The organism is Enorma phocaeensis, assembly GCF_900186505.1.
In the GTDB taxonomy this organism is placed as follows: Bacteria; Actinomycetota; Coriobacteriia; order Coriobacteriales; family Coriobacteriaceae; genus Enorma; species Enorma phocaeensis.
On record NZ_LT891968.1, the window covers coordinates 328,607 to 350,809 of the forward strand.

Below are 22,203 nucleotides of genomic sequence, written 5' to 3' on the forward strand. Positions count from 1 at the left end.
ATTATTGCGATATCCCTTGTACCGCTGGTTTGCGGTAGAAGCCACCATGGACCTCCATGCGAACGATTGGACCGCCATGAGCAAAGCGAACGACCAAGTCCTGGCAGACCTCTTCAAAGTTGCCGAACAGGAGGGCTCGTGCCTGGTTAGCGACGATGCTGCCATCCGCGCTCTTTTGAACCGGCGCGTCTCCTCGGGCTCCGTCGTCCGCCCGATGCGCTCGCTCTTCGCGCGGCCGGAATATTGGAACGCTCTCAGACCGGATCAGCAGGCTCTCCACATCGTGCGCGGCCTGCAGAAGCTCCACCCCGACATGGTCTTTTGCCATGAGACTGCTGGCTTGGTGTGGGGGCTGCCCATCTCCTACCCGCGCCTCGCGACTATTCACGTTGCAACCACGCTGGAGAAGCGCCGTAGGTCGGAGGGGAGCATCGCCCGGCATATCGTTGGGGACGATGTCCAAGTGGTCGACGGCATCACGGTCACGCCGCTCGCGCGCACCACGTTCGACTGCTTGCGCACCAGCCCCTTCACCGAAGGGCTCGCCATAGCTGACCGAGCCCTCGCACTCAGCGGATCGAACCGCAGAGCCATGCACGCCGCGTTCCGCGAGTTCGGCACGCACCGCTTCGGCATCAACCGCGCCATCGGGATCATGAGCTATGCCGACCCGCGCAGTGAGAGCTGGTTGGAATCCGCTGCACGTGCCCTCATGATCACGCAGGGTTTCGCCCTTCCCGACCTGCAGGTCGAGCTGCCGCGTCCCGACGACCCGCAGCGCACCTACCGCGTCGATTACCTCTGGACCCTCCCAGGCGGCAGCAAGGTCATCGGCGAGGCAGACGGCATCAGAAAATACAACGATAATGCTTTTGGCCTTGGGCGCTCGGCCATCCAGATCCTTGCAGACGAGCAGCACCGCGAGGCGGAGCTCACGCTCTACGGTGCTCCAATCCTGCGCATCTCGCCTGAAGACGTGCTGAAACCTCAGCAATTCGTTGATAAGCTGACGCGCTACGGCATCCCCCGCTCTGAACGAGTCGCCACGGAGATCAAGCGTCTTGCATCGGTCAGCCCCCAATCCAAGCTCACCTATACGGAAGTGGCGGTATCACAGGAAACCATCGAGGGGTTCCTGCGGACCCAGCAGATCTGGAATGGCACCCAGTTGGAAGAGCGCGCTTGATGCCTAACGGTTTAGCCGCTGCTGACGTATGGCGGGGTGCATTCCCCGCCATTACGCCGACTCGCGTTCGCAGCCAGTTGACCCCGATATCGTCCGCCTTGATTTGATCTGCCCGTCTCTATTTCATATCTCTCGTAATTACTATTCATTTTTCACAGCTCATCGTATGTTTTCTCCATTTTTTATCTTCTTATCGTAACATATCTTTATTTTTTAATAAAATAATTATGATTCTTTACGATTAGGTTCTTGGATTTGAAGATTACTTACGACTCGATTGCCAATTCCGCAGAAATCCTACGATATCATTGCTAACAAATGCATTATTTTTACGACTTGATCAAAGAGCTTTGCAGATTTCCTACGATCACAATTCCAATACGTCGGCTTTGAGGATTCACAGATAGAAGACTGCAGAATTCCTACGATCGCCCGTGAACTCGCTGCGTTTCGAACGACAGAAGATCCTAAACGCAAGAAAGCCGCCTGCACGGATGACAGGCGGCTTTCAACGATCGAACGAAGCGAGCCGGCACCGAGCTAACGGCCCCGACCACGGTCGGTGGCGCCGATTACCCCGTATTCTGGAGCCCCGCGGAGACTCCGGTCACGGTCGAGAGGATGAGCGTCAGGTAGGCGGCTTTCTCCTCGGCGGAAAGCTCGTCTTGCTCAGCTCGGACTACGCGCAGGGCACGCACCTGCGCAAGCGAGAGCACATCGACATAGGGATTGCGCACGCGCACCGCACGCCCAAGCACGCGCCGGTGCTCGAGCGGCCAAGCATCGTCTACGATAGCGAGCACCCAGCGGCGCGTGAGCTGCATCTCGTCATAGACCTTGCGAGCCAAATCCTCGCGATCACCGAGTGCAAGGTACATCTTCGCGATGCGCCCATCGGTCTTGGCGATGGACATCTCGATGTTGTCGATGAACGTGGCGAACAGCGGCCATTCGCGATAGGCACGGCGTAAGAGCTCCAAGTCGCCCAGAGCCTCGCAAGCGCTGCCCAGCCCATACCATGCGGCAAGGTTGATACGCGCCTGCGACCAGGAGAACACCCACGGAATGGTGCGCAGGTCATCGAGGGACTGGGCGCCAAGCCCGCGCTTGGCCGGACGGCTTCCGATGGGCAGAAGACCCACCTCGGTAAGCGGCGTCACGATGGAGAACCAAGGCGCGAACTCGTCCGTGTTGAGGAGGTCGAGGTAGCGCTTATGCGAGACCTCGTTCAGGCGGTCTGCCATCTCGGCGTAGCGCTCGGTGGTCTCGGTATTCAGGCGCTCCACTGACGGCGCGGAGTTGAGCAGGGTCGCGGCTGCGACGCTCTCGATGTGCCGGCGCGCCAAAAGCGGGTTGCCATAGCGCGCAAAGATGATCTCGCCCTGCTCCGTCACCTTGAAGAAGCAGTTGACCGAACCCGCCGGCTGCGCGAGCACGGCGCGGTTCGCGGGACCGCCGCCGCGTCCCACAGCGCCTCCGCGGCCGTGCATCAACACCAGATCGATGCCGTTGCGCTCAGCCCATGCGGCAATGCGCGCCTGGGCACTGTGAAGCGCAAGCGTGGCAGTAGTGGGGCCGGCATCCTTTGAGGAGTCGGAGTAGCCGAGCATGACCTCCATGCGACGACCGGTCTTCTGAAGACGGTCCTGCACGGGCGGCAGCTCAAGCATCGCGTCGAGCACGTCCACGCAGCCCTCGAGGTCCTCGAGCTGCTCGAACAGCGGGATCACGTCGAGCGCAGGGACGTCCTCGGCATGCGCGAAAGCAAGGTTCGCCAGCTCGTAGACGTCAGCCACATGCTGAGCGCTCTTGGTAAACGAGATGATGTAGCGGCGAGCCATCTTCTCTCCGTAGCGCTTCTGGATCGACCCGATCGCGCGGAACGTGTCGAGCACCTCACGCGTCATGGGCGCGAGCTCGCCTTGTTCACCATGCAGTCCGTGCTCGCGAATATCGGCGAGCGCACGCTCGTGCACGAGGGAGTGCTGGCGGAACTCCATCTCCACCATATGGAAGCCGAAGGTCTCGACCTGCCAGATAAGCGTCTGAACCGGTCCGTATGCCGCGCGGACGGCACCGGCGGCGGCGAGCGAGCGCTGCACCACGCGCAGGTCCGCAAGGAATTCCTCGGCGCTGTGGTACATCGTGTCGGCGTTGCGGCGGATAGTGGCGTTGAGCCTGTCGGCCATGACGAGCATCACGGCGCGATGCGGCTCAGATGCAGAGATCCCTCGTGCGCGGGAGGTGAGCACCTCGCTCATCTCGACCTGATGATTCCAGAGGTTCAACAGCTCCTCGGAGGGTGCGGTGTAGCGCGCTTCGAGCGTGAGGTTGCGCCCCACGCGACGGCACTTGTCCTCGAGTTTCTCGAGTATATGCGTAGCATACTTCGCCGCAACCTCGCGAGACACCTTGGCCGTCACGTTGGGGTTGCCGTCGCGGTCCGACCCAATCCAGCTGCCCGGATGGAAGAACGCCGGGCACACAGGCGGTACCGTGCCCGCATACTCGCCGAGCACCCAGTCATCGAAGCGCCGATAGACCTCGGGAATGATGTCGAAGAGCGTGCTGTCGAAGATGTCGAGGACGGTGTCTGCCTCCTCAAGCGGCGTGGGCTTGCTCACCGATGTGGGCGAGGTCCGCACGAGCGCGTCGATCTCCTGCAGCAGGTGGCGTTCGTTCTCCACGAGCGCCGACCCGCCGAGCTCCCGGCGCTCATCGAGCAGTCGGGCGATGCGGCGAATCTTGCCCTCGACGGCCTTACGGCGCGCCTCGGTGGGATGCGCGGTAAAGACGGGATGGAACTCGAGCTTGCTGAGCAGCTGCGTAGCCGGACCGCCTCCCATCTCGTCGACGAGGCGGCTGTAGGCGACGGTGAGCTCGTTGGAAGGATCCACGAGCGCGTTGGGCGAGACCTCGCGCTCGCGCGCGCGCATGCTCTCGACGCGGTAATTCTCCTCGGAAAGGTTGGCGAGATGGAAGAACGACGTGAAAGCGCGCACCACTACCTGAGCGCGGTCGAGCGTAAGGTTGTCGATAAGCGCGACCGCATCGCGGAAGGCGTTCGCGCTCGAGGTGTCCTCCACGGGAATGCCCTCGTCATCGACGCGCTCGCCCGCGGCAGCCGCCCCCGGGTCCCCCTCATTCGCTTGGATGACGCTGTTCAGCAGCTGGTCGAAAAGGTTGCAGAGCTCAGGATCGTACTCGCGTAGCACCTTGCGCTCCAGGCGCAGGAAGATCTCCAAGCTCTCGCGCAAGCGGTCGGGAAGCTCGATCTCGGCATAGCTGCGGATAGCCGCGGCGGTCTCCTCGGAGCTCAAGATACGTACCGGTGGCACCTGCGCTGTGCCACTGCCAGCGCCACCGGCAAGCGTCTCGCGCCCAACCGTGCAGCTCCCTGGATCCATCGATTGTGACATAGGGTCCCCTTCTATCGAGGCGCACCCGGCGAGCGCGCCTCGCCACATTATAGGGAACCCAATCTAGCGGTGTATGAAGATACGCTGAGCAACACGGCAGTTACCGGAGCGTTATCGGCTGGAAACCTCAAACCAGCCGATGTTGCGCCCGGCGAACAGCGGGCACCCAGCAAGCGGCGATGCTCGCGACGCCGCCCTGATCACTGCGCGGCGCGCACCGCCTCGACGATTCCGTCGAGCGGCACCAGGCACTCCTCATGGCTCACCATGTCGCGGAGCTTTACCGCGCCTTGCGCGAGCTCGTCCCCACCAACGACGATCATCAACGTGGCCCCGAGCTTATCCGCCTGCTTGAACTGGCTCTTGAGGGAACGGCTCTGGTAGTCCGCCTCGGTGCGTATGCCCGCCCGACGCAGCTCGTGCGTGATCGCGAACACGCGCTCGCGCAGGTCGGCGCCGGCATTTGCAACGTAGACGCAAGGTTCCGGTTCGTCACCGAGCTCGACGCCGAATGCCTCTAGAGCAAGCATGGCACGCTCGAAACCCACGGCGAACCCTACGCCCGGGGTGGGTTTTCCGCCCTCGAGCTCCACGAGACCGTCGTAGCGTCCGCCGCCGCCGATCGAGCCCACGCCGGCACCCGGTGCCTCCACCTCGAAGACGGTGCGCGTGTAGTAGTCGAGACCGCGCACGAGCGTGGGATCCTCCACATACGCGATGCCTGCCGCATCCAGGTAACGCTTGACCTGCTCGTAGTGGGCGGCGCACTCGTCGCAAAGGTTGTCGGGCGCGAGCGGGGCATCCTTCATGACCTCGCGGCAGTGGTCGTTCTTGCAATCGAAAGCGCGCAACGGGTTGAGCTCAGCGCGCTCGCGGCACTCCTCGCAGATCTCGTCGGCGTGATCCAGGATGAACTGGCGCACCTTGTCGCGGTACGCCGGGCGGCATGCCGGGTCGCCCATGCTGTTGATGAGTAGGCGCAGCTTGGAAAGATCGAAGCCCAAACGCTGATAGAACTCCATGAGCATGATGATGCACTCAGCGTCGGCAGCGGGATCGGGCGCGCCGAGCCACTCGATACCCACCTGGTGGAACTGGCGCAGGCGCCCCTTCTGCGGGCGCTCGCCGCGAAACATCGCCTCGGCATAGTAGAGCTTGACAGGACTCGCACCCTGCGGCACCAGGTTGTTCTCCACCACCGAGCGCACCACGCCGGCCGTTCCCTCGGGACGCAGGGCCAGACGCTGCTTGGCCTTGAGCTTGGCATCCGTTCCCTCGGCAAGCACGCGCTCCAAATTGGCGCCGGAGAACACGCGGAACATCTCCTTGCGCACAACGTCGGTCGACTGGCCGATGCCGTGCACGAAAACGTCGACCTGCTCGATCGCGGGCGTCTCGACCGGTTCGAATCCGTAGGGACCGAACACCTCGGCGGCAACGTCCTGCATGCGCTGCCATGCGCGCATCTCCCGTCCGATTAGATCCTTGGTACCTTCTGCCTTCTGTGCCTGCATGGCTCGCCCTTTCCATCAGCGCGCGCAGCCGCCGGTATATCGGCCCGCTCATCCACGCCCGCGATAAGCCGTTTGGGCATCCATTATATGGAGCGGCACGCAGACCCGCAAACGAATAGTCCCATCGCGTCGCCAGGGCGCATGGTCGGTATACTGGAATGGAATGAACGCGCCATCCGAGGAGCAACCATGCAGCAGTACCGCAATGACTACAGTGAGGGTGCAGCGCCCCAAATCCTCAATGCGCTGGTGGCCACCAATGCCGAGCAGACGCCGGGATACGGTACCGACGAGCATTGCGCTCGCGCGGCCGAGCTCATCCGCGCTGAAATCGGCCTTTCCGATGCCGTAGTGCGCTTCGTACCAGGCGGCACGGCTGCAAACATCATCGCCATCGCATCGCTGACCGACGAGTTCGAAGGCCCCATCTGCGCCGCTGACGCACATCCCATGAACCATGAGGTCGGCGCGATCCAAGCCACGGGCCGCCGGCTCATCCCAACCGACGATGCCCTCGGCGTGGTAACGCCAGACGGCGCTGAGCGCGCCTGGCGCGCGTGCACAGCCACCGGCACGCACAACACGCGCCCAGCGATGGTCTACGCCTCGGACACCACGGAGCTTGGGCACGTGTGGACCGCTTCCGAGTTCGACGCGCTCTGCAACTGGGCAGACGGGCGCGGGCTTGCGGTCTACGTCGATGGAGCGCGCATGGCGAGCGCTATCGCCGCCGCAGGCAGCGATCTCGACATCGCGCACATCGCACGCCGCGCGACGGCATTCACGCTCGGCGGGACGAAAAACGGCATGCTCTTCGGCGAAGCGCTCGTCATCCGCACCGACACCGCGCGGGGAGCACGCGCGGCGGATCGGCTCCCCTACCTCATCAAGCGCACGGGCTCGCTCACTGCGAAGGGCCGTCTCATGGGCGTGATGTTCGAGGCTGCATTCGATTCTGCAAACGCCAACGATGCCGGAACGGTACTGTACTGGCAGCTCGCCCAATATGCCAACCGCTGCGCCACCATGCTCGCCGATGGCTTGGAGTCGCTCGGCTGGGATCCGGTCCTAGCCACCACGGGCAACCAGCAATTCTTCTGGGTCAATCCCGATACAGCCCAGCTTCTTAACGAGCGCTTTGGCTGCGAGCCGATGGACATGCCCGATCCCACCGGGCAGGGCAGAACCGTCGTGCGCTTTGTGACCAGTTGGGCAACAGACCCCGCCCTCATCGAGCAGGAGCTCTTGCCCGCCTGCCGCGAGCTTATAGCCTAGCCAAGCACCGGTTCGTCAGATTGCGGATCGCGACGGGATGCGCAAAGGACCTCAGACGGGAGACCGAGAGGCCAGGCAACGGAAAGGGCTTCATGCGCGCCGATCTCCTGCCTGGCCTTCTTCTAACGCTTCGGACTGGTCATCCAGCCCGCTTGCGATGCCCCTATCGACAAATATTATGTCAGGTATCGTAGGATATATTAATTCTTGTTGAGCATTACGTAAGATTTCTGCACTATTCTTCTAATATTTAAATTATTTCTACGATTTCATATCTATTTCTGCATTAGTTCTACGACTACCCATGACTGAATGCATTATTTCTACGACAACCACTTCTGATAATGCGCTTTTCTTACGATCCCCAATCTTGCGCACCCATCTCCTGCATGAGCCCTGCAGGGATGCATCCGATAGCCCCATCGAGGGCCCCATATGACGAAACGGAGCCCCTTTCGGGGCTCCGTCGGGTCTGAGCGCATGCTGTTGCAGTTTTTGCAACAGCACCGCCCGTGCATCGCCGAGTCTGTGGACGCAGCCTAGATCACCTGGGCGACGTAGACGACGTTCGTCGAGACCTCGCTGTGCTTCATATCGATCTTGAAGGCGGGGTCACCGGCGGTGACAACCACGAGGTCGCCCTTGTGCGCGGCACCCGTCTCGCGCGCCTCTGCCATGGCGTTGTCGACCACGTAGGCGAGGCTGCCCACGGTACGACCGTTAAGACGTGGCTCGACGCCCCAATAGACCGTCATCTTGCGCTGCGCCCACTCGTTGGGCGTCGTGGCCTGAATGGGAAGCATCGGGCGGAAGTTCGAAACCAGGCGCGCGGACTTGCCGGAGTTCGTGGGCGTGAGGATCGCCTTTGCGCCCACGTTGAAGGCCGTGGTCACCGCAGCGAGGCCCACGGCAGCGTTCACGATGTTGCGACCGGGTTCGACGGCGCTGAAGTCGAACGGCTTGTGCGCCGGGATGGTCGCCTCGGTGGTGAGCGCGATGCTCGCCATCATCTTGACGGCCTCGAGCGGGTACTTGCCCGCAGCGGTCTCGCCGGAGAGCATGGTGGCGTCGGTGCCGTCGTCGATCGCGTTCGCTACGTCGGTGACCTCGGCGCGCGTGGGGCGCGGGTTGCGGATCATGGAGTCGAGCATCTGCGTAGCGGTGATGACCGGCTTGCAGGCCGAATTGCACTTGGCGATGATTTCCTTCTGGATGGTGGGGCACACCTCGGGTGCGACCTCGACGCCCAGGTCGCCGCGGGCAACCATGATGCCGTCGGAGGCCTTCAGGATGTCATCGAAGTGGTAGACCGCGAGCGCGCACTCGATCTTGGAGAAGATGTCGACGTGCTCGCCACCGTTCTCCTTGCACAGCTTGCGAATCTCGTTCACGCCCTCGGCGCTGCGCACGAAGGACGCGGCGATGAAGTCGATGCCCTCCTCGAGACCGAAGAGGATGTCCTTGCGGTCCTGCTCGGTGATGGTCGGAAGCGAGAGCTTGGCGTTGGGGACGTTCACGCCCTTCTTCTCGCCCAGCTCGCCGCCGTTCTCGACGAGGCAATGGATGTCCTGCCCCTCGATCTTCTCGACCGTAAGACCGATGAGGCCATCATCGATAAGGATGGTACTGCCCTCGTGCACCTCGCGCGGGAGCTCGAGGTGGTCGAGGTAGAAGTGCTCGGAGGTGCCCAGGAGCTCCTCGGAGGTCTCGGCCGCGGTGACGACCACGTGCGAGCCGGCCTCGAGCGTGACCTTAGCGTGGCCCTCGAGGAAGCCGGTACGGATCTCGGGGCCCTTGGTGTCGAGCAGGATGCCCACGGGGATGCCGAGCTCGCGCGAGATGCGCTTCACGCGCTCCATGCGCATGTGGTGCTCCTCGTGGCTGCCGTGGCTGAAGTTGAAACGGGCGACGTTCATGCCCGCGAGGATCATCTCGCGCAGGATGTTCTCGTCGTCGCAAGCGGGGCCCATGGTGCATACGATCTTCGTGCGCTTTTTCATCCAATCCTCCATCTCGAGAAAAGCGTTGCAGAATCGAAGGCTTACAGAACACGATCACCACTGCCGCGTGCAGGACGCGCAGATGCAATCAGTGTAGCAAAAGCCAAAGGAGGGTGGCGCCGTATGGCAATATGCTGGGCCTATTCAAGCATATTCGCATGTTGTATGGCATTTTGGGTAGGCAGCGCCGGCAGAGAGCCGCCGGGGTGGGGCGGAACATGAGGGGAGCCCCCGCAGCGCCCTTGCCCGCGGAACCCATCTGGAGCAAGAGCGCTGTGGAGGCTCCCGGTTCGAAACCGTGCCGCGCGAGCGAGACCGCTCCCCACAAGAGGACGGCCCGCACCCGTTAGGGACGCCCCCATCCGGCCACCGCGAGCACATCGGCCGGGGCCTCAAGCACGAAGTCCGCGCCCTCGACCGGGTTTGCCGCACCCCACGTGGCGAACGCGAACGCAACTCCGGCGCGCTGGGCACACTGCCGGTCGTAGTCCGTGTCGCCCACATACAGCGCCTCGGATGCCGGGATACCCGCCCGGCGCAGGTACTCGAGCATGGGAGCCGGCGTCGGCTTGTGCTCGACCGTGTCCTCGACGAGGACCTTGATGTCGAAGAACCCGTCCAGCCCGAGGGGCGCCACCTCGTCGCGATACTCGCCGTGGCTGCGCGATGAAACGATGCCCAGCTCGGCACCGGCCGCATGCAGACGCTCGAGCGCCTCCCGCACGCCCGGGTACACGGTGATCGTGTCCGCCAGGGCACCCGAAAGCTCGGCCCACCGGTCGAGCGCCTCGGCGCTGTAGATGCCGAGACGCTCGAGAGTGACCTTACCGGCGAGCCCCATCGAGAATCGCAGCTCGTCCCTCTCCGGGACGGCACCGGTCATCTCCTCCACGAGCTGCTGAAGCGACCGCAGGGCGGATTCAGCCGAATCGATGAGCGTGCCGTCCACATCGAACACGATATGCTTGAAAGCTGCCATGCGCACCCCTTCTCGGTGGAAACCGGCATCGGATGTGCGCCGCGATCGACTCGCAGCACCATATCCACCTGCTGTATCTGCCAGTATGAAGGGTATGCCGACCGCCAACTAGGCACTATCCTGCCGCTAGCTATCCAATTCCCGCCAACGCGCGCGATATGCCGAAGGCGTGCAGCCCATGGCCGCACGAAACGCCGCGCCGAAGCGACTCGCCGTGGAGAAGCCGCAGCTCCGCGCGATGGCGGCAAGCGGCCTCGTCGTGAACGCGAGGAGCCTGCACGACTGCTCGATGCGATAGTCCCTGAGGTAGCGATGGGGGCTTGTGCCCATGCAGCTCTTGAAGGTCCGGTAGCAGTCGCGCTCGCTCGTCGCGGCGGCGCCCGCGATGTCGGCCACGCCAACGGGCTCGGCGAAATGCTCGTGCACGAAGCCCACCATCTGCTCGAGGCGCACGTCGCGCGGGGTGAGACGCGTCACGGACGGGCAGCCGAACAGGGGCCGCGCGCGCTCGAGCACCTGGCACCACAGCTCCGAGAGGACCGACCTCAACCGCAGTTCCTCCATCTGGAAGGGGGCGTCCTCGGCTCCCGCATCATACGGCGTGGAGAAGGAGCGGGCGATGAGCTCCAGAAACGCCGCGTCCTCCGGGCGGTCGGGATACCAGGCGAGCACGTCCACGCGGCGCTCCCCCACCAGGGGATCGATCGCGCGCGACCCGATGCGGCCACCCGGGTCGGCGAGCAGCTCCGGGCGGAAGATATGCAGAAGCTGCACCGTCCCCGGCTCGAGCGCCGTGGTCATATGCATGTAGCCGCTGTTCACGAAGCCCGCGGACCCTGCGGGGAAGACCGTCCGCTCGCTGATGGCGCGCGTCCGGTACTCGAGCGCGCCGCTCACCACGTAGAAGAGCTCGACCTCGCGATGCCAGTGCCAGGTGCACGAGCGACCCGGATAGCGGTCGAGCTCGGCGCGCTCGGCCACATAGGGCCAGTCGGCGGGCATGTCGGGAAAGAGCTCCTCTCTGCCGCCGCGTTCGAGCACGATGTGATCGGTATTCCTCATGGGGCAAGTATAGCAGCCGGCCGGGCGCGCCTGCACCCGGCCGGTATGCGCCCGGTGCCCGCATGGGGCGCCGGCTATCGATGCTTCAGGGACCCGCCTTTACGCGCGGCCAACGGAACCGAGGTTCTCCATGCGGACCTTCACGATCTTGGTGATCTCAGCCATGCCCGCCTTGCCCGGCTTCTTGGGATCGAACACGCCGGGGTTCTCGGCCATGAAGCCCTGATAACCCTTGGTGTAGGCCTGGCGCAGCTCGGTGGCGTAGTTGACCTTGCAGATGCCGTTCTTCACGGCCTCTGCCACCTGCTCATCGGGCACACCGGAAGTACCGTGCAGCACGAGCGGCACGTCCACGGCGGCACGAATGGCGCGCACGACATCCTGCTCGATGTGCGGGGTCTCGGTGTAGACGCCGTGCGCGGTGCCCACGCCGATGGCGAGCGAGGTGCAGCCGGTGCGCTCGACGAACTCACGCGCCTCCTCGGGATCGGTGTAGGGGTTCTCGCCCTCGACCGCCGGGCCATCGTCCTCCTTGCCGCCGACCTTGCCGAGCTCGGCCTCCACCGGCACGCCCATGGCGGCACCGGCGCGAGCGACGCTCGCGGTAAGGGCGATGTTGTCCTCGAAGGACTCATGGCTACCGTCGATCATGACAGAGGTGTAGCCGGTGCGGAAGGCCTGCATGCAGCGGTCGTAGCCGTCACCATGGTCGAGATGCAGCGCCACGGGCACATCGGTGCGGGCGGCAGCGGCGGCTACCATGCCATAGAAGTAGTCGAGGCCGGCGGTCTTGATGGTGCCGGGCGTGGTCTGCATGATCACGGGGGACTTGGTCTCCTCCGCGGCGGCGAGCACCGCCATGACGAACTCGAGGTTCTCGACGTTGAAGGCGCCCACGGCGTAGTGGTTCTTCTGCGCGTCGAGCAGCATCTCCTTAGTGGTTACCAGCATGGTGTCTCCTCTCTTCCCCGCACCGGGCGGTAGAACTTCAAGCGGTATTCTACGTGGGGCGCCTGCCGGCTGTCGACCGGATGCACGTCCTCGCAAGGGGTCGAAAAGCAAGAAAACGCAGGAGGTCTGCTGCCGCATGCGCCGGTCACCTGCGCCGTCCGGTGGGCATACGCCCGCAAGCGGCTGATACCGGATACATGGGGTCTGACACCCGCTGCATTTTCCAAAAACACAAGGAAAAGAAAAGCGTTATCTTGCTATTATCGAAAGCAAAGGAAACATATTATCTGCACATCTTGCGTATGGATTGGAGATGCATGCCCATTCTCTCTTCCGAGGAGCGCCGCTCCGCCATCCTCGAGCTTCTTGCCGGCGAAGCCTCCGTCCAGGTGGCGCAACTCGCCGAGATGTTCGGCGTATCGCGCGTGACCATCCGCTCCGACCTCGATGCGCTCGCACACGACGGCAAGCTGCGGCGCACGCACGGCGGCGCGATCTCGCTCTCCAAGACGCTTACCGTCTCGGTCCAGGACCGCCGCGTCAACGTCAACGCTGCCGCGAAGCGCGCTATCGCACGCACCGCTGCGCGCTTTGTGCACGACGGCGATTCGGTGCTCGTGGACTCAGGTACCACGGCGCTCGAATTCGTGCGCGCGCTTTCCAGCCACACCGGGGTGACCATCGTGACGGACGATTTCACCATCGCTGACTACATCGACCGCGCTTGCCCCGCACTCGACGTGCTCATTCTGGGCGGCAGCCTACGCAAGGGACACCGCTACATCACCGGTCCCCTCACTCTGCGCATGCTCGACATGCTCCGCCCTGACAAGGCGTTCGTCACGCCCACATCCTTCATCCCCGGGCGCGGCCTTATGACCAACAACCAAGAGATGGCCGAGCTCAAACGCGCGTTCCTCGGCTGCGCGGGCGAGACCTACGTCCTCATGGACGCCTCGAAGGTCAACGCCCCGGGCCTGCTGTGGTTCGGCACGCTGGCGGGCGTGGAGGCGGTCGTGATGGAGGCGGACCCCGACGGCTCCGTGGCGACCGCTGCCGAGGAGGCCGGCTGCCGGCTCATCATCGCACCGTCGGAAGCTTAAGATCACTGCGGGAGCACCAGCTTGTGCAGGGGTGCGGCAAAAAGCAGAGCGGCCCGCCGCGTCGAACAGCAAGCCGCCCCATCATTGTCCTCATCTATTATGGTTTCGCCCTAACGCTGGAGCCTCGCAGCCTAAAGCTCGACGACCTCGACAGCGCCGTAGACCGCATCCCACTGCTCCATGACCAGATGCCCCGTGCGCGGGTCCATGGCGTTCAACGTGCCGCAGGTATTGCCGCAGCGCAGGACCTCAGCCGGGCCCGCACCGGCAGCGATCGCGTGCGCAAAGCCGGCGATCGTTGAATCGCCGGACCCGGTCGCGTTCACGCACTCGATGCGCGGCGCCGTCACGCGCCAGGTCGTCCCCTCGTGGAAGGCAACTGCCCCGGCGGCGCCCATGGTCACGACGACCCAAGGAATGCCCGTGAAGCGCGCGTCGTTCTCAAGCGCTTGGCGCAGCGCCGGGAGGTCATCGGGCGTGAACGACGCGCCCAAAAGACCATTGACCTCGGTGAGATTCGGTTTGATGAGCGTGGGCTTGGTCGCAGCGGCAAGCGAGGCATCGAGCGCGGCGCCCGAGGTGTCAAGCAGCACGGGCTTACCCGCGTCGCGCGCGACCTTCACCATGTTCGCGTAGCAGTCCGCCGGAACCCCCTTGGGCAAGCTACCGGAGATCGTCACGCAATCCGCCTGCGCTACGAGGTCGGCGTAGTTCCCCATGAAGGCCTCGAGTTCCTCCGCGCTCACGGTAGGGCCGCTCTCAAGAAGCTCCGTCTGGTTGCCCTCGTGCAGGATGTTCAGGCAGATGCGGCTTTCACCGGCGATGGGCGTGAAACGGTGCGCGATGCCGTCTGCATCCATAAGCTCCCCGAGGTAGGCACCCATATGCCCGCCAAGGAGACCCGTCGCCACGACATCGTCGCCCAGCTGGACGAGCACGCGCGACACGTTCAGGCCCTTGCCGCCGGCGGTCTTGGCGGGGGTAACGCGGTTCACGTCATCGATGACGAGCTTATCGAGTTGATAGGCGGTATCGATGGAGGGGTTCATGGTAACGGTAAGGATCATGGGTGCTCCTACTTCCAAGCGGTTGGCATTCCACTCTGTTAGCTCAATTGTACCGTCGAGAACGAATCCCGCTGTCCGGAAGGAGCGGCGGGACGTCGGCAAAGCGCAAGAAAACGCAAGCGGTCCCCTGTGATAGTGCAGGCCTACGGCGATCTCTCGGTCAGTCGTGATACTCTCCGCGATCCCACTTCTCGATGAACTCGTCGAAGAAGTGCGGATCGGCCTGGGCCTCGGCGTCGGCCTTGTTCACGGCGTCGATCTTGGCCACGAGGGCGTCGCGCTCGGGGGTCGGCTCGTACCCGGCCTCGAGGAACGCGAGCATGATGTCGGCCATGAGGAACTCGCCGGTGATCTTGCCGCCGAAGCCGACCACGTTGGCGTTGAGCTCGCGGCGGGCGTAGAGCGCACTCGTCATGTCGCGGACCAGGGCGCAGCGGGCGCCGGGCACCTTGTTGACGGAGTTGGTGATGCCGATTCCGGTGCCGCAGAGGACCACGCCGAGGTCGGCCTTGCCGGAGGCCACGGCCTCGCCCACGGCCTTGCCGTAGATCGGGTAGTGGGTGCGGGTGTGGCTGTAGGTGCCGAGGTCCAGCACCTCGTAGCCCGCCTCCTCGAGGCGGTCGTGCAGGTACGTCTTCTCGTCGGTGACGATGTGGTCGCAGCCGAGCGCGATGATCTTCTTAGTCATGATTCGTTCCCCCTAGGCCATCTTGTTGAGCATGTCGACGCGCACTTGGTGACGGCCGCCGGCGTAATCGGCCTTGAGGAACTCGCGGGCGATCTTCTTGGCGACCTCGGGGCCCACCACGGCGGAGCCCAGGCAGACGATGCGGGAGTTGTTGTGCTCGCGGGTCATGTAGGCGCTGCGCTCGTCGGAGATGTTGGCGGCGACCATGCCCTTGACGCGGGTCGCGGCCATGTAGCTGCCCACGCCGTACGCGTCGAAGCAGAGGCCCTGCGAGCCCTCGTTCTCCAGCAGGTCGGCGGCGACGGCGCAGGCGGAATCCACGAAATCGGCCGCCGGGGTCTCGGACAGGTCCACGACCTCGTGACCGTCCTCGATCAGCGTCTCCTTGACGAGTTCCTTGAGCGGCATGCCAGCCGCGTCAGAACCGATGACAACCCTCATGTTGCCCTCCTTTACGTGCGCGCACCCGATATGCGCGCTTGGTTACCTTGCCCAGACACCGACGCCGCCCACAAAGAAGCTAGCAGATCACCTTAGTGAATTCCTCGACCTGCTGGCGCTTCTCGTCCGTAATCGAACCTTCGCAGATGAGCGCGTCGATGTTTGAAAGCCTGTAGAACGTGTAGAAGTCCCGCTGGCCGATCTTGCTTGAATCCGCCACAAGATACCTGGTATCCGCCTGGTCGAACGCGAGCTGTTGGAAGCGTCCCTCGTCCATATTGGAGGTGGAGACCGCGTCAAAGCAGATGCCGTTGGCGCCTATAAAGGCGACGTCTATGCCCAGAGTCGAGATGGCGTCCTCCGCCACGGGGCCCACAAACGCGGTGGTGCGCCTGCGGTACATTCCGCCGATGAGGCAGAGCTCATAGGTCTCGCTGGGTTCCAGCAGGGTGAAGATGGACTGCGAGTTGGTGATGATGCGCAGGTGACACGAGGGCAATAGCGGAACCATCTGCTCGATGGTGGTACCCGTGCCCAGGAAGATAGTCGAATCCTCCTCGACCAGGCCCGCTGCCGTACGCGCTATATCGATCTTCTCGCTCGCATGGCGGGCGCGCTTCTCGATATGGCTGTACTCGTGGCGGATCATCGAGCGGCGCTGCGAAGACGCGCTACGGGCTCCCCCGTGGACGCGAATCACCTCGCCGGTACCCGCCAGTTCCTCCAAATCGCGGCGAACAGTCATGTCCGACACGCCAAGGGCGTCCACGATCTCCTTGACGGAAACGGTGCCCTGGCTCTCGATAAGGCGCATGAGCCTATCCTGTCGTTCAGCTTTGATCACCACGTCCTCCTTTCACAGTTTCCAACATAGTCAAACATTTTTCAACATGCAAGAACTTTTTCAATTTTTGTAAAAAAATAAACGATTTCCCACGTAAACAGCCATACAAGACCGTTTACGGCAGTTTTTATGCCGCTCACACTGTAAATATCACGTATCATCTTGTTTGGCTTTGTTGAGATGGTATTGTTCGACTTGCCCGGATATTCCAACAGCAAGCAAAATTGCGCAACAAAATGAGCACGTGCTCATACTACGGGAGGAACTGCTCATACCACGGGAGGAACCATGGCATCAAAAGAAGAGATCTCGATGATCGGCTTTGAGATTGTCGCCTACGCTGGCGACGCCCAGACCGACCTAATCACCGCATGCGAAAAGGCAAGCCAAGGCGACATCGATGGGGCGCGTGCCCTTCACGAATCTGCAAAGCAAGCTCTTATCGACGCCCACGACGTCCAGACCAGGCTTCTCTCCCAGGAAGCCGGAGGCGGCGAAATGGAGGTCACCTTCATCATGGTGCATGCCCAGGACACCCTGATGACCACCATGCTGCTTGAGAAGCAGACCAAGTTCACCATCGATGCCTACCAGCGCATCGCCCAACTTGAAGCCAGGCTCGCCTAGCGCAAGGCGCCATCAAGCTTTTGAGACAACCCAACTAATGAGGGGGGCCGCTTCCGAGCGGCCCCCTCTTCATCTATATGCGATCAGCCACGGTGCCGCGCTCGACCAGCTCGCCCGGCAAACGCACCGCCTCGACCTTTGATTCTCTCGATAGCTGGGAGAAGAAGTAGTCGAACGTCTTTCGACCACGCTCGCGCATGTCGAAGCGCACAGTGGTCAGGTCATTGTGGGGCACCATGCCCTGCATGGAATCGTCCACGCCTATAACGCTCACGTCTTCCGGTACACGCCTGCCATGGGCGCGCAGCGCCATGATGGCACCCATGGCCATTTGATCGTTGGCCGCGTAGAGCGCCGTCATCTCAGCGTCTTGGACGAGCTTCTCGCCAAGCTCGTAGCCGCTGTCCGCAGTCCAATCCCCGTGTAGGGGCTCAACGACTTCGAGCCCCGCGCGCTCCAGCGAGTCTCGCCAACCGCGCGTCCTGAAATCCGCCGTAATCGAGTCTTTGGGACCGGCCAGGTGCCTGATCTGCGTATGGCCGCGCGAGCGAAGGTGGTCGACCACAAGCTGCGAACACCCGTATTGATCGGAGTCGATAGTGGTGCAGCGCGGGTGCTCCTTCATGGAGATGATGATGGTGGGCAGGCCGTTGAGCGGCTCGAACTCGTCAAAATCCTCGATGGTCCTGTTGGTGTTGAACACCATGCCGTCCACGGGGAGTTCCGCCAGGCGGCGCGCGGTGTCCCGCAGGCGCACGGACTCGCTCTCATCAAACTCGATCAAGGTGACGGCGTAACCGTACTCGCGGGCGGCCGACATAAGCCCCTCCAGCGTAGCGACGTTACCCGTATGGGTGATATCGAACATGCACAGGCCGATGCAGCCGTACTTGCCGCCGCGCAGCGACCTACCGGCAAAGCTGGGGTAGAAGCCAAGCTGGTCCATGGCATCCATAACGCGCCTTCGAGTCTCCTCGACCACGCACGCCTGCCCGTTGACCACGCGCGACACCGTCTGTCGGGAGACGCCGGCAAGCTTGGCGACGTCTGCCATGGACACCGCCCTGCCAGGCTTGTGCACTGCGGAATCTACCGCCGTCATCTTGTTATCCCGTTCCATCCAACGGCTCCCCTCGCATTGCGCATGCTCTCAGATTGATGCTCGAATTGCTGTTCTGGTAAATGTAGCATCAACCGAGCGCAGACTGAAGAGCACGTGCGCATTGGACGCAGGCTATCGTCTTTTCCGCGCACCTCTGTCTACGTCTATCCCGCCGCTTGCCGCCGATAATCGACCGCTCGCATCCCTTTACCCCCAACACCCTTTGCACCGCTATCAACTCATGTTAACGTGCTCATTGTAGAAATGAGCACGTGCTCATAACGAGTAACATCCGGGCAAACATACTCGTAAGCAGCGCAAGCTCGCCCTGGCAGCCATCTCTATCAGCACGTTTAGTGGCTGCAAAAGCAAAACCATGCAAACGGAGGGTCCATGGAAAAGCTCATAGCGTTCATCGAGAAAGGCAAGCCTTTCTTCAACGCCATCGCGCGCAACAAGTACCTCAAGGCAATTCGCGACGGCTTCATTTCCGTCATGCCCATCATCATCGTCTCCAGCATCTTTCTTTTGGTCAGTGCCGTCCCCAATGTCTGGGGCTTCTACTGGCCGGCAGAGATCAACGACGTTCTCATGAAGGCCTACAACTACTCCATGGGCATCGTCGGCATCTGCGCAGCGGCCACCACGGCCAAGCACTTCTGCGATGCGCAGAATCGCGACCTGCCCAAGAACAACCAGATCAACTTCATCTCGGTCATGATTGCATCGCTCATCGGTTTTCTGCTGCTCTCCAGCGACGCCATCAGCTTCACGGATAACGGCGTCTCCATCTCCGGCCTCGCCAACGGCTACATGGGTTCCAAGGGCCTGCTAACCGCCTTTATCTGTGCGTTCGCCACCGGCATCATCTACAAGTTCTTTATCAAGCGCAACATCACCATCAAGATGCCCGAACAGGTGCCGCCCAATATCTCCCAGACCTTCAAGGACATCATCCCCTTTGGCGTCTGCCTGCTCTTCTTCTGGGGCTTTGACTTTGCATTCCGCAACATCTTTGGCTTCTGCTTCGCCCAAGGCGTTATCCAGGTGTTCCAGCCGCTCTTCTCCGCGGCAGATGGCTATTTGGGCCTCGCCATCATCTACGGCGCCATGTCTCTCTTCTGGTTTGTAGGCGTCCACGGCCCCTCCATCATCGAGCCCGCAATCTCCGCCGCCCTCATCTCCAACCTCGAGCTCAACATGGCCATGTACCAGGCCGGCGAGCACGCAACCGCCGTCCTCACCAAACCGCTTCAGGATTTCGTCGTCGCCATGGGCGGCACCGGCGCCACGTTGGTGATCTGCTTCATGTTCGCCTTCCTCGCCAAGTCCAAAGAGATGCGCGCCGTGGGCCGTGCCTCAGCCGTGCCGGTTTGCTTTGGCGTCAACGAGCCGTTCCTCTTCGGCGCTCCCATGGTCTTGAACCCCATCTTCTTCATCCCCTTCATCTTCGCGCCCATCGCCAATATCTGGATCACCAAGTTCTTCATCGACGTCTTGGGTATGAACGGCTTCATGTTCAGCCTTCCCTGGACCACCCCCGCGCCCGTGGGCATCGCCATGGGCCTGGGACTTCAGCCCCTTGCGTTCCTGCTCATCCCCGCCCTGCTGATTGTCGATTTCCTCATTTATTTCCCCTTCTTCAAGGTGTACGACCGTGAGAAGTGCGCCGAAGAAGCCGAGGCCGATCAGGCTGAGGTCGCACAGCGCGCCGCCCAGAAGCAAGCAGCCATGAACGCGGCGTTCCGGGGCAAGGCAGACACGGCAAGCGTCGCCACCGGTGCCGTCGCCCAAGCTGCCGCGAGCATGGCAGCAGAGAAAAAGCGTGCCGCTGGCCAGCCTATGGACGAGGAATCTGCGGGTAACACCACCCCCGCTGCATCTGATAACGCCGTTGCCAGCGCCTCGTCCAGCACTATCGCCGCTGCGAGCGACCCCTATGCAGCGCTCAACGGCCGTCGTGTCCTGGTCCTGTGCCAGGGAGGCGGAACCTCCGGCCTGCTCGCCAACGCGCTGGCCAAAGCTGCCCGCGAGCACGGCATCGACCTTGAGACCGCAGCGGACGCCTACGGCAGCCATCTGGACATCATGCCGGACTTTGACCTTGTTATCCTGGCACCCCAGGCAGCGTCATACTTCGATGACCTCAAGGCCGACGGCGAGCGTATGGGCGTTGCCTGCTGCGTCACCCGCGGCAAGCAGTACATCGACCTCACCCGCGACGGCGAGGCATCGCTGGCATTTGTAGCCCAGCAGCTGGGCCTCTAGATCCCTGCGCGTGCAGTAGCGCACTCGAATAGAGCCCCCATTTCCGCGGTTCGGGAGCAGCACGCCCTGCCGTCTTCTCCCGAACCGCCCCTAACCCCTTTCAGCCCTTCAAACAAGATTGGATTCGCCATGAGTCACATCTCCCCCGCCGATACCTCCCAGCGCTTTCCCGACAACTTTGTTTTTGGTGGCGCCACCGCCGCCTACCAGGTAGAAGGCGCTTGCCAATCCCATGGCAAGGGCAAGGTCGCATGGGACGACTACCTCGCCCAGCAAGGCCGCTTCTCGCCCGAGCCCGCCTGCGACTTTTACAACCGCTACGATAGTGACCTCGAGCTGTGCGAGCGCTTCGGCATGAACGGCATCCGCGTCTCAATCGCCTGGAGCCGCATCTTTCCCAATGGCGGCGTGGGCGAGCCTAACGCTGAAGGCGTGGCCTTTTACCACAACCTCTTCGCCAGCTGCCGCGCCCACGGAGTCGAGCCATACGTGACCCTGCACCATTTCGACTCCCCCGCCGCGCTCTACGCCAACGGAGACTTCCTCAACCGCGACACCATCGACGCCTTTGAAGCGTATGCCCGCTTCTGCTTTGACGAGTACCCCGAGGTGACCCGTTGGTTCACGTTCAACGAGATCGCAGCGGCCACGCTCAACCGCTATGTCGAAGGCACCTGGCCGCAGGGCAAGAAGGGCTGCCTGCACGAGTGCCTGCAGGCCCAACACAACATGATGCTCGCCCACGCCCGCGCCGTCTTGGCCTACAAGCAGGGTGGCTATCCCGGAACGATCGGCGTCATCCACGCACTGGAATACAAGTACCCCTATGACCCCACCTGCCCAGGCGACATCCAGGCAGCCAAAAACGACGATGTTTTGCAAAACCGCCTGCTGCTCGACGCCACCTTCCGCGGCGACTATGCGCCCGATACGCTCCAGATCATCGAGCACCTCTGCCAGGCGAGCAACGGCTCAGTCGAGTTTTTGGACGATGACCTCTCGATTATGCGCCGCGCCGCGCAGCTCAACGACTGCCTGGGCATCAACTATTACCAAAGCCGTTTTCTCAAGGCGTTCGACGGTGAGACCGACCTTCATCACAACGGCACTGGCGACAAGGGTACCGGTCGCTGGCGCGTGGCGGGCGTGGGCGAGCGCGCCGTACGCCCCGGCATTCCCACCACGGACTGGGATTGGATTATCTATCCCAAGGGTCTGTTCGACCTTATGATGGATATTTCACTGCGCTATCCCAATTACAGGCAGCTGTTTATCACCGAAAACGGCATGGGTCGCAAGGACCAGCTTGTCGATGGCACCGTGGACGATTCCGAACGCATCGCATACGTCGAAGACCACCTGCGCTGGATCCTCAAGGCCATCGAATGCGGTGTCGACGTTGGCGGCTACTTTATGTGGAGCCTGCAGGACCAGTTCAGCTGGACCAACGGCTATAACAAGCGCTACGGCTTCTTCTATGTTGACTTTGAAACCCAGCAGCGCACGCCCAAGGCCAGCGCGTACTGGTTCAAGCGCGTCGCCCAGAATCACTGCCTGTAGGCATCGAATCACCTGTTAGTGCCGCATATCATTAAACGCATGCGCCCCCTGACGGGACGCGGGCGCAGTCGCTCACTTCGTGAAGGGAGGGGCTCGGCCCCAAGGGTCCGGATCGAG

The 22,203-nt window shown here is 62.5% G+C and carries 17 protein-coding genes; 6 read left to right on the forward strand and 11 right to left on the reverse strand.

Annotated elements, in window-relative coordinates:
* Nucleotides 1-46: 46 nt before the first annotated feature.
* The gene (locus tag C1717_RS01870) at nt 47-1,186 is read left to right on the forward strand and encodes a hypothetical protein (RefSeq protein ID WP_102371551.1); all 1,140 of its coding nucleotides are present in this window, start codon (nt 47-49) and stop codon (nt 1,184-1,186) included.
* Nucleotides 1,187-1,758: 572 nt separating this feature from the next.
* Here C1717_RS01870 and C1717_RS01875 read toward each other — a convergent pair.
* Both C1717_RS01875 and hisS read right to left on the reverse strand, forming a co-directional pair.
* Complete coding sequence (locus C1717_RS01875) at nt 1,759-4,605, reverse strand: phosphoenolpyruvate carboxylase (protein WP_245859351.1); 2,847 nt, start codon at nt 4,603-4,605, stop codon at nt 1,759-1,761.
* Nucleotides 4,606-4,805: 200 nt separating this feature from the next.
* Nucleotides 4,806-6,119: a histidine--tRNA ligase gene (gene hisS / locus C1717_RS01880; RefSeq protein WP_102371552.1), complete on the reverse strand. Its 1,314-nt coding sequence runs from the start codon at nt 6,117-6,119 to the stop codon at nt 4,806-4,808.
* Nucleotides 6,120-6,308: 189 nt separating this feature from the next.
* Between hisS and C1717_RS01885 the strand changes: the two genes are divergently transcribed.
* Nucleotides 6,309-7,394, forward strand: coding sequence for a threonine aldolase family protein (locus tag C1717_RS01885; protein WP_102371553.1), 1,086 nt, complete (start codon nt 6,309-6,311; stop codon nt 7,392-7,394).
* Between the two features lie 539 nt (nt 7,395-7,933).
* Here the strand turns inward: C1717_RS01885 and pyk are convergent.
* From pyk to C1717_RS01910, 4 genes are all read right to left on the reverse strand, one after another.
* The gene (gene pyk / locus C1717_RS01890) at nt 7,934-9,394 is read right to left on the reverse strand and encodes a pyruvate kinase (protein ID WP_245859353.1); all 1,461 of its coding nucleotides are present in this window, start codon (nt 9,392-9,394) and stop codon (nt 7,934-7,936) included.
* Between the two features lie 346 nt (nt 9,395-9,740).
* Nucleotides 9,741-10,373, reverse strand: a complete 633-nt coding sequence (locus C1717_RS01900) for an HAD family hydrolase (RefSeq protein WP_102371556.1) — start codon at nt 10,371-10,373, stop codon at nt 9,741-9,743.
* 126 nt (nt 10,374-10,499) lie between these two features.
* Nucleotides 10,500-11,435: an AraC family transcriptional regulator gene (locus C1717_RS01905; protein WP_102371557.1), complete on the reverse strand. Its 936-nt coding sequence runs from the start codon at nt 11,433-11,435 to the stop codon at nt 10,500-10,502.
* A gap of 99 nt (nt 11,436-11,534) precedes the next feature.
* A complete protein-coding gene (locus C1717_RS01910) occupies nt 11,535-12,386 on the reverse strand; it encodes a class II fructose-bisphosphate aldolase (RefSeq protein ID WP_102371558.1) in 852 nt (283 codons plus the stop codon).
* A 317-nt stretch (nt 12,387-12,703) separates the two neighbouring features.
* Here C1717_RS01910 and C1717_RS01915 point away from each other — a divergent pair, with 317 nt between their 5' ends.
* Nucleotides 12,704-13,489, forward strand: coding sequence for a DeoR/GlpR family DNA-binding transcription regulator (locus C1717_RS01915; protein WP_102371764.1), 786 nt, complete (start codon nt 12,704-12,706; stop codon nt 13,487-13,489).
* 131 nt (nt 13,490-13,620) lie between these two features.
* On the opposite strand, the gene C1717_RS01920 is transcribed toward C1717_RS01915, so the two are convergent.
* The 4 genes from C1717_RS01920 to C1717_RS01935 all read right to left on the reverse strand — a co-directional run bounded on the left by C1717_RS01920 (nt 13,621) and on the right by C1717_RS01935 (nt 16,529).
* Nucleotides 13,621-14,556, reverse strand: a complete 936-nt coding sequence (locus C1717_RS01920; RefSeq protein WP_102371559.1) for a hexose kinase — start codon at nt 14,554-14,556, stop codon at nt 13,621-13,623.
* A gap of 160 nt (nt 14,557-14,716) precedes the next feature.
* Entirely contained in the window at nt 14,717-15,244 is a 528-nt protein-coding gene (gene lacB, locus C1717_RS01925; RefSeq protein ID WP_102371560.1) for a galactose-6-phosphate isomerase subunit LacB, read from the reverse strand.
* A gap of 12 nt (nt 15,245-15,256) precedes the next feature.
* Entirely contained in the window at nt 15,257-15,685 is a 429-nt protein-coding gene (gene lacA / locus C1717_RS01930; protein WP_102371561.1) for a galactose-6-phosphate isomerase subunit LacA, read from the reverse strand.
* Between the two features lie 79 nt (nt 15,686-15,764).
* A complete protein-coding gene (locus C1717_RS01935) occupies nt 15,765-16,529 on the reverse strand; it encodes a DeoR/GlpR family DNA-binding transcription regulator (RefSeq protein WP_245859356.1) in 765 nt (254 codons plus the stop codon).
* A gap of 288 nt (nt 16,530-16,817) precedes the next feature.
* Between C1717_RS01935 and C1717_RS01940 the strand changes: the two genes are divergently transcribed.
* Nucleotides 16,818-17,156 carry a PTS lactose/cellobiose transporter subunit IIA gene (locus C1717_RS01940; protein ID WP_102371562.1) on the forward strand — a complete coding sequence of 113 codons (339 nt, stop codon included), beginning with the start codon at nt 16,818-16,820 and terminating at the stop codon, nt 17,154-17,156.
* A 73-nt stretch (nt 17,157-17,229) separates the two neighbouring features.
* Here the strand turns inward: C1717_RS01940 and C1717_RS01945 are convergent, their stop codons facing one another.
* Nucleotides 17,230-18,276, reverse strand: coding sequence for a LacI family DNA-binding transcriptional regulator (locus tag C1717_RS01945; RefSeq protein WP_102371563.1), 1,047 nt, complete (start codon nt 18,274-18,276; stop codon nt 17,230-17,232).
* A gap of 375 nt (nt 18,277-18,651) precedes the next feature.
* Between C1717_RS01945 and C1717_RS01950 the strand changes: the two genes are divergently transcribed.
* Entirely contained in the window at nt 18,652-20,526 is a 1,875-nt protein-coding gene (locus tag C1717_RS01950) for a lactose/cellobiose PTS transporter subunit IIB (RefSeq protein WP_102371564.1), read from the forward strand.
* A 129-nt stretch (nt 20,527-20,655) separates the two neighbouring features.
* Nucleotides 20,656-22,086, forward strand: coding sequence for a 6-phospho-beta-galactosidase (gene lacG, locus C1717_RS01955; protein ID WP_102371565.1), 1,431 nt, complete (start codon nt 20,656-20,658; stop codon nt 22,084-22,086).
* Nucleotides 22,087-22,203: the final 117 nt, after the last annotated feature.